Source organism: Niveibacterium sp. COAC-50 (assembly GCF_013184235.1).
GTDB lineage: Bacteria > Pseudomonadota > Gammaproteobacteria > Burkholderiales > Rhodocyclaceae > Niveibacterium > Niveibacterium microcysteis.
The window spans coordinates 121,444-134,241 of sequence record NZ_JABCJM010000007.1; the positions used below are offsets into that span (position 1 = coordinate 121,444).

Here is a 12,798-nt window from a genome sequence, read left to right on the forward strand (position 1 = left end):
TTCGCATGACGTTTCTGACGCTTGAGGACTACGTTGGTCGCACACCCTTGGTGCGTCTGAAGCGGATCAATGCTGGGCGCAACAACGTGATCCTCGCCAAGCTGGAGGGCAATAACCCTGCCGGTTCGGTGAAAGATCGCCCCGCCTTGTCGATGATTCAGCATGCCGAGGCGCGCGGCGACATCAAGCCCGGTGATACGCTGGTGGAAGCCACCAGTGGTAACACCGGTATCGCTTTGGCGATGGCCGCGGCGATGCGCGGCTACAAGATGATTCTCGTCATGCCCGAGAATCAAAGCTTGGAGCGGCGCCAGACGATGCGTGCGTTTGGCGCGGAGTTGATCCTCACGCCGCGCGAAGGCGGCATGGAGATGGCTCGCGATGTTGCGGAACGCCTGCGCGACGAGGGGCGGGGCATCATCCTTGATCAGTTTGCCAATGCGGACAACCCGCTCGCCCACTACGAGGGCACTGGGCCTGAACTCTGGGAGCAAACCGGCGGGCGCATTACCCACTTTGTCAGCAGCATGGGTACCACCGGTACGATCATGGGTACGTCGCGCTTTCTCAAGGAGCGAAACCCGGCCATCCGCATCGTTGGTTGTCAGCCGGCCGATGGCGCCCAAATTCCCGGTATCCGGAAGTGGCCCCAGGAATATCTGCCGAAGATCTATCAGGCGGATCGCGTCGACCAGGTCGAGTCGGTGGCTCAGGCGGAAGCGGAAGAGATGACGCGTCGCCTGGCGCGTGAGGAAGGCATTTTTGCAGGCATTTCATCGGGCGGCGCCATGGCAGTGGCTGTGCGCCTTGCGGCCACGCTTGAGAATGCAGTGATCGTGTCCATCGTCTGCGATCGTGGAGACCGCTACCTCTCCACCGGGGTGTTTCCGGGGTGACAGCGATCAAGCCTTCTTCGGTGGCGTTCGAGATCGTCACCGTGCCGGATATAGCCGGCATTCGTTGTATCTACGACCTTGATGTCGCACTGTCCGATGGTGATGTGGCCGAGTACGCATTCCAGCGCCAGCGCGCCGCCAGCGGTGGCGACAATTTGCCGCCGCACCTTCAGCGGGTGGTCGAGATCTCGCTTGCCGAATGGGGTGACGCCGGTTTGACAGTGTCCTCTTTGTCCGCCGCCGATCGGGATGAGGGGCTACTGATCGAGCGCTTTGTCGCACGACTCGCGGCGCGCGACGGGGAAGTTGCGTGTTGGGGCGCTATGCGCCGCCAGATACCTATCCTTCGATTGCGCGCGCTGACTCATGCCGCGCAGGTTTGCGTGAAGCGCAGCAGTGCTCAGCAAGACGCGCTTGAGCTCCTAGGGCGCGTCGCAGACCTGTCAGGTCAGTTGCAGGGCGCCTCACCGGATTTGGACGTTCCCGTCGACCAACTGATCCGCCTGCTTGGCGCAGCCCCGGCGCGCGCGCTTGACGACGCAGCCGTGTGGAGTGCGTGGCAAGGCGGCGACTTGAAGTCCGTCACTGCGGAATGTGAGCGTCGCGCGTTTGCGACCCTGCACGTCTTGTTGCGCGCCCGATGTGTGGCCGGCGTGATCGACGGAGCGCAATGTGCAGCGGCCGAGCGGGCGATCGCTGCACGGCGTGCATAGCGGTTTGGCGCGGGTGACAGCCCGGCTCGGTGACAGGGCTGATTTTCAAAAAAAGTTTTGACAGCCCAGAAATTCAGGCTATAATCGCTTCTCTTTCAGGCGCGTAGCTCAGCTGGTTAGAGCACCACCTTGACATGGTGGGGGTCGTTGGTTCGAGTCCAATCGCGCCTACCAACACCCATGCGGAGCGGTGATGATTCTGCGAACTTGCACCACGGTTTGTCCGTAGTACGCGGGTTCGCCGGGTTCATACGCTTCGATTGAACGAAAAAGTGCGGCCCCATGGCCGCACTTTTTTTTTGCCCAAGCGGGAGTATTCATGCCTAACGTGCGTCTGCCGGATGGTTCGGTCCGGTCCTTCGAAAAGTCGGTAACTGTCGCCGATGTGGCGGCGAACATTGGCGCAGGCCTTGCTCGGGCGACCCTTGCAGGGCGTGTGAATGGCACCCTTGTGGATGCGAGCCACCTCATTGAGTCGGACTGCGAGCTCTCGATCCTGACGGCCAAGGATGCCGAAGGTCTTGAAGTGATCCGCCACTCTACGGCCCACCTGCTGGCGTATGCCGTGAAGGAGTTGTTTCCCGAGGCGCAGGTCACCATCGGCCCGGTCATCGAAAACGGCTTCTACTACGACTTCTCGTTCCCGCGCGGCTTCACGCCTGATGACCTCGTGCGTATCGAGGAGCGTATGGCTGAACTGTCCCGCCGCGACATCCCGGTGGTACGCGAAGAGTGGGCTCGTGATGCTGCAGTCGAGTTTTTCAAGGGGATTGGCGAGGCTTACAAGGCGGAGATCATCGCCAGCATTCCAGCGGACCAGACAATCTCGCTCTATCGCGAGGGCGACTTCGTCGATCTGTGTCGCGGCCCGCACGTGCCGTCTACGGGCAAGCTCAAGCACTTCAAGCTGATGTCGGTCGCTGGTGCCTACTGGCGTGGTGACTCGCGTAACGAGCAGTTGCAGCGGATCTACGGCACGGCATGGGCAAGCAAGGAAGATCTTGATGCCTACCTGCATATGATCGAAGAGGCGGAAAAGCGCGATCACCGCAAGCTGGCCAAAGTGCTCGACCTGTTCCATCTCCAGGATGAGGCGCCCGGGATGGTTTTCTGGCACCCCAAGGGCTGGACTTTGTGGCAGCAGATCGAGCAGTACATGCGTCGGCGTCTCGATGCTGCGGGATACAGTGAAGTAAAGACACCATTGGTCATGGATCGCGTCCTATGGGAGCGCTCTGGCCACTGGGAGAACTACCGTGAGAACATGTTCGTCACGGAGTCGGAAAAGCGCGACTACGCTGTGAAGCCGATGAACTGTCCTGGCCATGTTCAGATCTTCAATCACGGTCTGCGCTCTTACCGCGAGCTTCCCTTGCGTCTTGCAGAGTTCGGATCCTGTCATCGCAACGAGCCTTCTGGTGCCTTGCATGGCCTGATGCGGGTTCGTGGCTTCGTGCAGGACGACGCGCATATCTTCTGTACCGAAGATCAGGTGGTTTCCGAAGTGCAGTCGTTCAACGATCTGCTGATGGCGGTGTACCGCGATTTCGGCTTCAAGGATGTCGTCGTCAAGCTATCGCTTCGGCCGGAAAAGCGTGCCGGGTCGGACGAGGTCTGGGATAAGGCGGAGCAGGGCTTGCGTGACGCGCTGAAGGCGTCAGGCGTCGAGTGGGTGGAGCTCCCCGGCGAGGGTGCGTTCTATGGTCCGAAGATCGAGTACCACATCAAGGATGCGCTGGGTCGCTCGTGGCAGTGCGGCACGATGCAGCTGGATTTCGTGTTGCCGGAGCGTCTCGATGCCGAGTACGTCGCCGAAGACAACACGCGCAAGCGTCCCGTCATGCTGCATCGCGCGATCCTCGGTTCGCTCGAGCGCTTTATTGGCATCCTGATCGAGAACTTTGCCGGCAATTTCCCGCTGTGGTTGGCACCGAAGCAGGCCGTCGTAATGAGCATCTCGGAGCATCAGGCGGACTACGCTGAGGATGTTGCTCGCGCGCTGATTGCGGCTGGATTCCGCGTCGAGACGGATTTGCGCAGCGAGAAAATTTCCTATAAAATTCGAGAACATAGCTTGCAAAAGCTACCCTATCAGCTGGTCGTCGGTGAGAAAGAAAAGGCGGCTGGCGTAGTGGCCGTACGTGCCCGAGGCGGTCAAGATCTTGGCCAAATGCCTCTCGATCAATTGCTCGATCGCTGGCGCCACGAGGTGGAAACCCGTGGCAGTGCGGCTTAATTTTTATTTTTTGGAGACTTAGACCATCGCTCAGGAAAAGCCGCAGCGCCTTAACGGAGAAATCAATGTTTCCGAAGTGCGCTTGGTAGGAGAAGAAGGCGAGCAGCTCGGTATCGTTGCGACGCGACAAGCACTTGAAATGGCCGAAGAGGCCGGGCTTGATCTCGTTGAAATCGCGCCGCTCGCAAAGCCGCCAGTCTGCAAGCTTATGGACTACGGCAAGTTCAAGTACCAAGAGTCCAAGAAGGCGCACGAGGCCAAGCTCAAGCAGAAGCAGATTCAGGTCAAGGAAGTCAAGCTCCGTCCGGGCACCGACGAGAATGACTACCAGATCAAGCTTCGCAACATGACGCGCTTCCTGCAGGAGGGCGACAAGGTCAAAGTGACCCTTCGCTTCCGCGGCCGCGAAATGGCTCACCAGGAGTTTGGTGTGCGCCAGCTGGAGCGGATCAAGGCTGATCTTGAGGCAGTGGGCACGGTTGAACAGTTTCCGAAGCTCGAAGGGCGCCAGATGATCATGGTTCTGGCGCCGAGCAAGAAGAAGCAGCCGGTCTGATCGCCGGCAGCAAAAGCATTCCGGAGTTGCGCAAGCAGCTCCAGGAAACAGCCCCGAAAGGGTCTGCATACAAGTGGAGCCAGGTTCCAGAAGCGTCTTCTGCGGAAGGCCACCCGGCTTCATCGACTAACAGTTTGGAGTGTGTTTCATGCCCAAAATGAAGACCAAGAGCGGCGCCAAGAAGCGTTTCAAGGTGCGCTCGAGCGGTAGCATCAAGCGTTCGCAGGCGTTCAAGCGCCACATCCTGACCAAGAAGACGACCAAGACCAAGCGCCAGCTGCGCGGCATGGAGGGCGTGCACGCGTCCGACGTCGCCCAGGTCAAGTCGATGCTTCCCTACGCGTAATTCAGGAGGAACGTCATGTCTCGCGTAAAACGCGGTGTTACCGCACGTGCTCGTCACAAAAAAGTCCTCGACCAGGCCAAGGGTTACCGCGGTCGTCGCAAGAACGTCTATCGCATCGCCAAACAGGCGGTGATGAAGGCGGGTCAATATGCCTACCGTGACCGCCGTCAGCGCAAGCGTCAGTTCCGCGCGCTGTGGATTGCTCGTATCAATGCAGCTGCTCGTGAAGTCGGTCTGAACTATTCGAAGTTCATGAACGGCCTCAAGAAGGCATCGATCGAGATCGACCGCAAGGTGCTGGCCGACCTGGCCGTGTTCGACAAGCCGGCGTTTGCCGCGATTGCGAACCAGGCCAAGGCCCAGCTCGCTGCGTAATTTGTCGTAGCGTAAAAAAAGGAGGCCTGGCCTCCTTTTTTTTGTCCCAAACATCCCGGAAGCGTGTTCGTGGATCATCTGCAACGGCTTGTAGAACAAGCGATCGCCGATTTCGGCGCTGCATCGGACGCCAACAGCCTTGAACAGGCCAAGGCGACATATCTTGGCAAAAGCGGGTCGCTGACCGATCTCCTGAAGGGGCTCGGCAAGATGGATCCGGACGTGCGCCGCGAGGCTGGGGCCGCCATCAATCGCGCGAAAGTCGCGGTTGAGCAGGCCCTTGAAGCTCGTCGCGAAGCTCTGCGCGAGGCCGCACTTGCCGAACAGCTTGCAGCCGAGGCTCTGGATGTCACCTTGCCGGGGCGCGGTCAGGGTAGTGGCGGCCTTCACCCGGTGACGCGCACGCTGGACCGAATCGAACAACTGTTTGCCAGTATCGGCTTTGAGGTCGCGGACGGCCCCGAAATCGAAGAGGATTGGTACAACTTCACCGCCTTGAATACGCCTGAGAATCATCCGGCGCGTTCAATGCATGACACGTTCTATTTGCAGGACGCCCCGGGCGTGCTGCTGCGAACGCACACCAGCCCGGTTCAGGTGCGCTACATGCGTGAGCATGTCGCGCAGTTCGAGGCTGCCGAAGTGATGCCCGAAATTCGCATCATTGCGCCGGGGCGCGTGTATCGCGTCGACTACGATGCGACGCATTCGCCGATGTTCCATCAGATCGAAGGCCTCTGGGTTGGCGAGCGCGTGAGCTTTGCCGATCTCAAGGGCGTAATCGCCGAATTCCTGCGCCGCTTCTTCGAAACGGATGCGCTGCAGGTGCGCTTCCGGCCGTCGTTCTTTCCGTTCACCGAGCCGTCCGCCGAGATTGATTTCGCCTTCATGAGCGGTCCGAACAAGGGCAAGTGGCTCGAGATTGCGGGCTGCGGCGTAGTGCACCCGAACGTGCTGCGCAACGGCGGTATCAATCCGGAGCGTTACACCGGTTTTGCATTCGGAATGGGGCTCGATCGTCTCACCATGTTGCGCTACGGCGTCGACGACTTGCGCCTCTTCTTCGAAAACGATCTTCGCTTCCTCAGCCAATTCAGGTAAGCCATGCAGTTCTCCGAGCACTGGTTACGTACGTTTGTCAGTCCCGCGCTGGATTCCGCCGCGTTGGGGCATTTGCTTACCATGGCGGGCCTCGAGGTCGAGGAATCCGACGCGGTGGCGCCGGCTTTCGAGGGCGTCGTCGTCGCCGAAATCCTGGAAGCCAATCCGCATCCCAACGCCGACCGTTTGCGCGTGTGCAAGGTTGATGTAGGGGCGAGTGAGCCGTTGCAGATCGTTTGCGGTGCGCCGAATGCGGCTGCGGGGATGAAAGTCCCGTGCGCGGTAGTTGGTGCGGTGCTGCCGGGAGACTTTCAGATCAAGGCGGCCAAGCTGCGCGGCGTCGAATCCTTCGGCATGCTGTGCTCGGCGCGCGAGCTTGGCATCTCGGATGCGCACGAAGGGCTGCTCGCATTGCCGGCGGACTTCACGGTGGGGACGAACATCCGCGATGCGTTGGCGCTCGACGATGTCTGCTTCACGATCAAGCTCACGCCTAACCGTGCCGATTGTCTGAGTCTGCTTGGCGTCGCGCGCGATGTGTCCGCGCTCACGGGTACCGCGCTGACTGAGCCCGTGGTCACCCCGGTGCCGGCGCGTCACGAGATCACTCGCGGTGTGCGTCTCGCTTCGCCGGATGGTTGCCCTCGATATGTCGGGCGTGTTCTGCGCAATGTCGATCCGACGCGACCGACGCCGGCGTGGATGAAGCAGCGCTTGGAGCGCTGCGGAGTGCGCTCGATCAGTGCCATCGTTGATGTGACCAATTACGTGATGTTGGAGCTTGGACAGCCACTGCACGCGTTCGATAACGACAAGCTTCAAGGCGATGTTGTTGTTCGCTGGGCGCAGGCTGGCGACAAGCTCTTGCTGCTGAACGGGCAGGAGGTGGAGCCGGACGCTCGCACCTTGCTGATTACCGACGCATCGGGCCCCCTTGCGCTGGCTGGGGTCATGGGTGGCGAACTGAGCGGTGTTACTGACGCGACCCGCGATGTGTTTCTTGAGAGCGCGTTCTTCCAGCCGGACGCGATTGTTGGTCGCGCTCGCGCTTACGGATTCTCGTCTGATGCCTCACATCGCTTCGAACGCGGCGTCGATTTTGAACTGGCGCCGCGCGCGATGGAGCGCGCCACTGAACTGATTCTCTCGATCTGCGGCGGTGAAGCTGGTCCGGCGGTCGAGTCGCTGGATGCTCAGGCCTTGCCAAAGCGGGAGTCCGTGACATTGCGCGTGTCGCGCGCCTCGCAAGTGATTGGCATTCCCTTCACTGCTGCGCAGATTGGCGAGATCCTGGGGCGCCTCGGTATGCCGGTGACGATCGAGGAAGATCGCGTGACCGTCACGCCCGCTTCCTATCGCTTCGACCTGCGTATCGAGGAAGATCTCATCGAAGAGATCGCGCGTATTCATGGCTACGAGAACATCCCGGAGAACCTGCCGCAAGGCACGCTTGGCATGCTGCCATTGCCGGAGTCCCGGCGCAGCGCTTCCGCCTTGCGCCGACTGCTGGCAGGGCGCGAGTACCAAGAGGTGGTGAACTACGCCTTCGTGGAAGAGGCATGGGAGCGCGACTTCTGCGGCAACCTTGATCCGATCCGCCTGGCGAACCCGATCGCGAGCCATCTTTCCGTCATGCGGTCGAGTCTGCTTGGTGGCCTGGTCGGCACGCTGGCGACCAATCAGCGTCGCCGTGCGTCCCGCGTGCGCATTTTCGAGATTGGTCGTTGCTTCGCGAAGGACGCCAGCGGTCAGCCGGTTGCAGGCTATCGCCAGCCGATGAAAGTTGCGGGCCTTGCATGGGGGCCTGCGTCGGCGGAGCAGTGGGGTCTTGCTACGCGGAAAGTGGATTTCTTTGACGTCAAGGCTGATGTCGAGGCCATGCTTGATGGCCGCTCGCTGGAGTTTGTGCGTTTGACGCATCCCGCTCTGCACCCAGGACGTGCTGCAGAAGTGCGGTGCGATGGGGTTGCCATCGGCTGGATCGGTGAGTTGCATCCAAACTGGGTTCAGCGCTACGAACTCGCGACAGCGCCGGTGGTCTTCGAGCTTGACCTTGAGGCCGCGGCCTACCGCCCGTTGCCGGCCTTTGTTGCGCCGTCGAAATTCCCGATGGTGGTGCGCGATCTGGCCTTGGTTGTTCGTGCCGCGACGCCGGTTGGAGAACTGCTTGCCGTGCTGCGTGAGGCACCCTTGAACATCGTGCAGGCGATTGAAATATTTGATATTTACCAGGGCAAAGGTATCGATCCGGACAGCAAGAGTGTTGCCTTCCGGGTACGCTTCCAACATACTGACCAGACGCTTGAAGACGCTGAAGTCGACGCCGCAATCGACGTATTGGTTGGTCGTGCCAGTGAGCGGTTGGGCGCCCAATTGAGGAGCTGATTGTGTCGATGACGCTAACGAAAGCCGAATTGGCCGATCTTCTGTTCGAGAAGGTCGGCCTGAACAAGCGGGAAGCCAAAGACATGGTTGATGGCTTCTTCGACGAAATCCGTAATGCGTTGGAACGGGGCGAAACCGTGAAGCTGTCCGGTTTCGGCAATTTCCAGTTGCGCGATAAGCCGCAGCGTCCTGGTCGCAATCCCAAGACCGGGGAAGAAATCCCGATTACGGCGCGCCGTGTGGTCACCTTCCACGCCAGCCAGAAACTCAAGGCGGCGGTGGACTTGTTGAGTGATGCAGAGGTCAATGTCGCAAACCAGCGCGCCGCCTGACGCGGCTGAACTGCCTCCGATTCCCGCGAAGCGCTACTTCACCATCGGTGAGGTTAGCGAACTATGCGGTGTGAAGCCGCATGTGCTGCGCTATTGGGAGCAGGAATTCACGCAACTCAAGCCAGTCAAGCGCCGCGGTAACCGTCGCTACTACCAGCATCACGAAGTGTTGCTGGTGCGCCGGATCCGCGATCTGCTCTACAACGACGGCTTCACGATCAGTGGTGCGCGCAACCGTCTGGATGACCAGGCCGAGCGCGAGCGTGAGCAGGCCGCGCAGAGCGAACGCGAAGAAGCTTTGTTCGGCGCAATCCGCGGCGAGCTGGAAGATGTGCTCTCGCTACTGCGGAGTTAAATAAATCCAGCAGGAGTTTCGAATCCTGCTATAATTTTTGCCGTGTCGGGGCGTAGCGCAGCCTGGTAGCGCACTTGCATGGGGTGCAAGGGGTCGCGAGTTCGAATCCCGCCGCCCCGACCAAATTCTTCCCCTCCGGCGTCCTTCGGCTTTACTCAATACCTTAGAGCGCTCGGTCCATGCGAATCCTCCTCAGTAACGACGACGGCTACTTTGCCCCAGGCATTGCCGCGTTGGCCGAGGCCTTGTCTGGATTCGCGGAAGTCTTCGTTGTCGCGCCCGAACGTGATCGCAGCGGAGCGAGTCATTCCCTCACACTGGATCGCCCGCTTTCTGTGCGGCGTGCGCCGAGTGGTTTCCATTTCGTGAATGGTACGCCGACCGATTGCGTGCATCTTGCTGTCACCGGATTTCTTGGCTTTCGCCCTGATCTGGTGGTGTCCGGCATCAATCACGGCGCCAACATGGGCGACGATACGATTTACTCGGGCACGGTCGCTGCCGCAATGGAAGGTTACCTGCTGGGGATACCGTCAATTGCCGTATCGCTCGTCGGGCGCGAACTGAATCATTTCAGTACCGCAGCGGCCGTTGCTGCCGACGTTGTACGTGCCTGCGCTGACGATGCGTCCGGCGCCCCTTATCTGCTCAATGTAAACGTTCCGGATCTGCCCTCGTCGGCAATGAAGGGCCGCCAGGTCACTCGCCTGGGTAAGCGTCACATGGCGGAGCCAGTTGTGCGGTCGGTCAATCCGCGCGGCGAGACGATCTACTGGGTCGGGGCTGTTGGTGCAGCCCAGGATGCAGGCGAAGGCACTGATTTCCATGCTGTCGCGAACGGTTTCGTTTCGATAACGCCGCTGCAGGTGGATCTGACACAGTTTTCGGCCTTGTCGTCGTGGCAGGAGCGTTTGTCCGCATGAATCAGCGGAGTACTTCGGCCGTGACCGCTGTGCGCGCCCGCGCACGGATGATCGAGCGCCTTCGCGAACAGGGAATAGCGGACTCGCGCGTGCTCGCTGCGATGAACCAGGTTCCCCGTCATCTGTTTGTTCAGGAAGCCCTAGCTAGCCGCGCTTACGAAGATACCGCGCTGCCGCTCGGCTGCCAGCAGACGATTTCGCAGCCCTACGTGGTTGCGCGCATGATCGAACTGCTTGCGCACGGACGCGAACTTGGCAAAACGCTTGAAGTAGGGGCTGGGTGCGGGTACCAAGCGGCGGTTTTGTCCTGCATGGCGAAGGAGGTGTACGCCATTGAGCGAATCCGTACACTGATCGAACGCGCGAAGGACAATCTTCGACCGCTGCGTTTGCCGAACCTGCGGCTGAAATACGGTGACGGTAGCGTTGGATTGCCGGAGGCTGCGCCTTTTGACACGATCATCGTCGCCGCCGGCACGGCGAGTGTGCCCAAACCATTGCTGGAGCAGTTGGCCCCGCTTGGGCGACTGATCCTTCCATTGGGCAGCGTCGACCAGACCTTGTTGATGGTGGAGCGCTCGGCGGATGGAAGGCTTAAGGAATCGCGTTACGATGCGGTTCGATTTGTACCGTTGTTGGCAGGAACCGAATGAGACTGTTTGTCGCCCGTAGCGGGCTGCCCTTTGCTTTGATTGCCCTGATTGGAATTGCTGGCTGCACCAGCAGTGGCCGTGCGCCGGTGGAAGACCGCACGGCGCCGTCGCGGCCCGCTGCCGGCACGCCCGCGCAGGATGCAGCGCCCGGAGTTGCGAGACCGGGCTACTACATCGTCAAGCGTGGCGACACGCTGATCAGCATCGCTTTGGAGCACGGTCAGGACTGGCGTGACATTGCCAACTGGAACGCGATCGAGAATCCGAACCTGATCCTTGTCGGGCAGGAACTTCGAGTGAAGCCGGCCGACGGCACCGCCGCGAAGCCTGTCGTCTCACCGACGATCGAATCCAAACCATTGGAGCCGAAGACAACCGCGGCGGCTCCGTCGGGCAAGGCGGACGAATCATTGCGGCGTGATCCCAAGGGTGGAAAGGTCGCCTACTCGGATCAGGCGCTTGCAGCTGCCGTGAAGGCTGACGAAGCCTCCCGCGCCGGCGTCAAGCCGGTTGCAGCTGCGCCGGTTGCTGACGCAAAACCCGCCGCAGACGCGACGAAGAAGGAAGAACCCAAGAAGGATGAGGCGAAGCCTTCGGCGGACGACGAGTTCGAATGGGTCTGGCCGGCAGCCGGAAAGGTCGTTAACGGTTTCAATGATTCGACCAACAAGGGCGTCGATATTGGCGGCCAGATTGGTGAGCCGGTGCTCGCCGCAGCGGCGGGGAAAATTGTTTATGTCGGTGCCGGCTTGCGTGGCTATGGAAATCTCGTCATCATCAAGCACAACGCGACCTTCCTCAGCGCCTATGCCCACAACCAGAAGATTCTGGTGAAAGAAGGGCAGTCAGTGAAAAAGGGGCAGGAGATCGCGGCGTTGGGTGACAGTGATGCGGATCGCGCCAAGCTGCACTTCGAGATTCGGCGTCAAGGCAAACCCGTTGATCCTCTGAAGTACCTTCCTAAACGCTAAGGGTGGGATATGTACGATCCGGCAACCTTTTTCGACGACGAAGACGAAAAGGAACCGGATCTCCCACCTGAGATCGAAGCGTTCGGTGCGGAGCCTGTTCAGGCGCCGCCCGAGAATGAATTCCTCAACGACGTCACGCAGATCTACCTCAACGAGATCGGCGCGAATCCGCTGCTCACCGCCGACGAAGAAGTGGCCTTGGCGCGCCGTGTGCGACTCGGCGACTTCTCTGCACGGCAGAAGATGATCGAGCACAACCTGCGCCTGGTTGTGAATATCGCCAAGCACTACCTCAACCGTGGAATCCCGCTCCTCGATCTGGTCGAAGAGGGCAATCTGGGTTTGATTCACGCTTTGGAGAAGTTCGATCCGGAGCGCGGCTTCCGATTCTCCACGTACGCAACCTGGTGGATCCGGCAGAACATCGAGCGCGCGATCATGAACCAGTCGCGCACGATCCGCCTGCCGGTTCACGTGGTGAAGGAACTGAACCAGGTCTTGCGCGCGCAGCGCTCGATCGAATCGAGCCATGGTGGCGCGACGATCGAGGACGTGGCCAAGCGCCTCGAGCGGCCGGTCGACGATGTGCGGGCGATTCTGGCGCTCAACGAGCACACGGCCTCGCTCGATGCACCGCTTGATATCGACCCCAACCTGTCAATCGGCGAATCGCTCGCCGACGAAGCTTCAGACGGGCCGGAATCCACGCTGCAGAACGCCGAAATCGAAGACTTGGTTCGTCAGTGGATCGGGCAGCTATCGGAGAAGCAGCGCATGGTGATCCAGCGTCGCTACGGACTCGACGACTGCGATGTGCAGACGCTGGAAGAGCTCGCGCTGCAACTTGGATTGACGCGTGAGCGGGTGCGCCAGATCCAGCTTGAGGCGCTAGCGCAACTGCGGCGGATCCTCAAACGTCGCGGTGTCTCCCGCGACGTTCTGCTCTGAGCCCGCCA

14 protein-coding genes and 2 tRNA genes are annotated in these 12,798 nt (G+C 60.4%); all 16 read left to right on the forward strand.

Features of this window, described 5'->3' with window-relative positions; genetic code table 11:
• Positions 1-5: 5 nt before the first annotated feature.
• The 16 genes from cysM to rpoS all read left to right on the forward strand — a co-directional run bounded on the left by cysM (position 6) and on the right by rpoS (position 12,790).
• Positions 6-896, forward strand: coding sequence for a cysteine synthase CysM (cysM, locus tag HH302_RS19870; RefSeq protein ID WP_172204362.1), 891 nt, complete (start codon positions 6-8; stop codon positions 894-896).
• Entirely contained in the window at positions 893-1,609 is a 717-nt protein-coding gene (locus tag HH302_RS19875) for a hypothetical protein (RefSeq protein ID WP_172204364.1), read from the forward strand. The genes cysM and HH302_RS19875 overlap by 4 nt, the downstream gene beginning before the upstream one ends.
• 97 nt (positions 1,610-1,706) lie before the next feature.
• A tRNA-Val gene (locus HH302_RS19880) sits at positions 1,707-1,783 on the forward strand.
• Between the two features lie 145 nt (positions 1,784-1,928).
• The gene (thrS, locus tag HH302_RS19885; protein ID WP_172204366.1) at positions 1,929-3,845 is read left to right on the forward strand and encodes a threonine--tRNA ligase; all 1,917 of its coding nucleotides are present in this window, start codon (positions 1,929-1,931) and stop codon (positions 3,843-3,845) included.
• Positions 3,846-3,870: 25 nt separating this feature from the next.
• Positions 3,871-4,401 (forward strand): translation initiation factor IF-3, encoded by a 531-nt coding sequence (gene infC, locus HH302_RS19890; protein WP_172204480.1) that lies wholly within the window; start codon positions 3,871-3,873, stop codon positions 4,399-4,401.
• 148 nt (positions 4,402-4,549) lie between these two features.
• Positions 4,550-4,747, forward strand: coding sequence for a 50S ribosomal protein L35 (gene rpmI / locus HH302_RS19895; protein WP_172204368.1), 198 nt, complete (start codon positions 4,550-4,552; stop codon positions 4,745-4,747).
• Positions 4,748-4,762: 15 nt separating this feature from the next.
• A complete protein-coding gene (rplT, locus tag HH302_RS19900; protein ID WP_172204370.1) occupies positions 4,763-5,122 on the forward strand; it encodes a 50S ribosomal protein L20 in 360 nt (119 codons plus the stop codon).
• A gap of 69 nt (positions 5,123-5,191) precedes the next feature.
• Positions 5,192-6,223, forward strand: coding sequence for a phenylalanine--tRNA ligase subunit alpha (gene pheS, locus HH302_RS19905; protein WP_172204372.1), 1,032 nt, complete (start codon positions 5,192-5,194; stop codon positions 6,221-6,223).
• Between the two features lie 3 nt (positions 6,224-6,226).
• A complete protein-coding gene (gene pheT, locus HH302_RS19910) occupies positions 6,227-8,608 on the forward strand; it encodes a phenylalanine--tRNA ligase subunit beta (RefSeq protein WP_172204374.1) in 2,382 nt (793 codons plus the stop codon).
• A gap of 2 nt (positions 8,609-8,610) precedes the next feature.
• Entirely contained in the window at positions 8,611-8,940 is a 330-nt protein-coding gene (locus tag HH302_RS19915; RefSeq protein WP_172204376.1) for an integration host factor subunit alpha, read from the forward strand.
• Positions 8,915-9,295, forward strand: coding sequence for a MerR family transcriptional regulator (locus HH302_RS19920; protein WP_172204378.1), 381 nt, complete (start codon positions 8,915-8,917; stop codon positions 9,293-9,295). The genes HH302_RS19915 and HH302_RS19920 overlap by 26 nt, the downstream gene beginning before the upstream one ends.
• A 46-nt stretch (positions 9,296-9,341) precedes the next feature.
• Positions 9,342-9,418, forward strand: a tRNA-Pro gene (locus HH302_RS19925).
• A gap of 56 nt (positions 9,419-9,474) precedes the next feature.
• The gene (surE, locus tag HH302_RS19930) at positions 9,475-10,218 is read left to right on the forward strand and encodes a 5'/3'-nucleotidase SurE (RefSeq protein ID WP_172204380.1); all 744 of its coding nucleotides are present in this window, start codon (positions 9,475-9,477) and stop codon (positions 10,216-10,218) included.
• Positions 10,215-10,871 (forward strand): protein-L-isoaspartate(D-aspartate) O-methyltransferase, encoded by a 657-nt coding sequence (locus HH302_RS19935; RefSeq protein ID WP_172204382.1) that lies wholly within the window; start codon positions 10,215-10,217, stop codon positions 10,869-10,871. Before surE ends, HH302_RS19935 begins: the two co-directional genes overlap by 4 nt.
• Positions 10,868-11,842, forward strand: coding sequence for a peptidoglycan DD-metalloendopeptidase family protein (locus tag HH302_RS19940; protein ID WP_172204385.1), 975 nt, complete (start codon positions 10,868-10,870; stop codon positions 11,840-11,842). Before HH302_RS19935 ends, HH302_RS19940 begins: the two co-directional genes overlap by 4 nt.
• 9 nt (positions 11,843-11,851) lie before the next feature.
• On the forward strand, positions 11,852-12,790 hold the full coding sequence (rpoS, locus tag HH302_RS19945) for an RNA polymerase sigma factor RpoS (RefSeq protein WP_172204387.1): 939 nt from the start codon (positions 11,852-11,854) through the stop codon (positions 12,788-12,790).
• The last annotated feature ends 8 nt before the right edge of the window (positions 12,791-12,798 follow it).

Coding starts and splice junctions, on each gene's coding strand:
- cysM (WP_172204362.1), top strand. CDS start 6: ATGACGTTTCTGACGCTTGAGGACTACGTTGGTCGCACACCCTTGGTG.
- rpmI (WP_172204368.1), top strand. CDS start 4,550: ATGCCCAAAATGAAGACCAAGAGCGGCGCCAAGAAGCGTTTCAAGGTG.
- HH302_RS19940 (WP_172204385.1), top strand. CDS start 10,868: ATGAGACTGTTTGTCGCCCGTAGCGGGCTGCCCTTTGCTTTGATTGCC.
- surE (WP_172204380.1), top strand. CDS start 9,475: ATGCGAATCCTCCTCAGTAACGACGACGGCTACTTTGCCCCAGGCATT.
- thrS (WP_172204366.1), top strand. CDS start 1,929: ATGCCTAACGTGCGTCTGCCGGATGGTTCGGTCCGGTCCTTCGAAAAG.
- rpoS (WP_172204387.1), top strand. CDS start 11,852: ATGTACGATCCGGCAACCTTTTTCGACGACGAAGACGAAAAGGAACCG.
- pheT (WP_172204374.1), top strand. CDS start 6,227: ATGCAGTTCTCCGAGCACTGGTTACGTACGTTTGTCAGTCCCGCGCTG.
- HH302_RS19935 (WP_172204382.1), top strand. CDS start 10,215: ATGAATCAGCGGAGTACTTCGGCCGTGACCGCTGTGCGCGCCCGCGCA.
- HH302_RS19920 (WP_172204378.1), top strand. CDS start 8,915: ATGTCGCAAACCAGCGCGCCGCCTGACGCGGCTGAACTGCCTCCGATT.
- rplT (WP_172204370.1), top strand. CDS start 4,763: ATGTCTCGCGTAAAACGCGGTGTTACCGCACGTGCTCGTCACAAAAAA.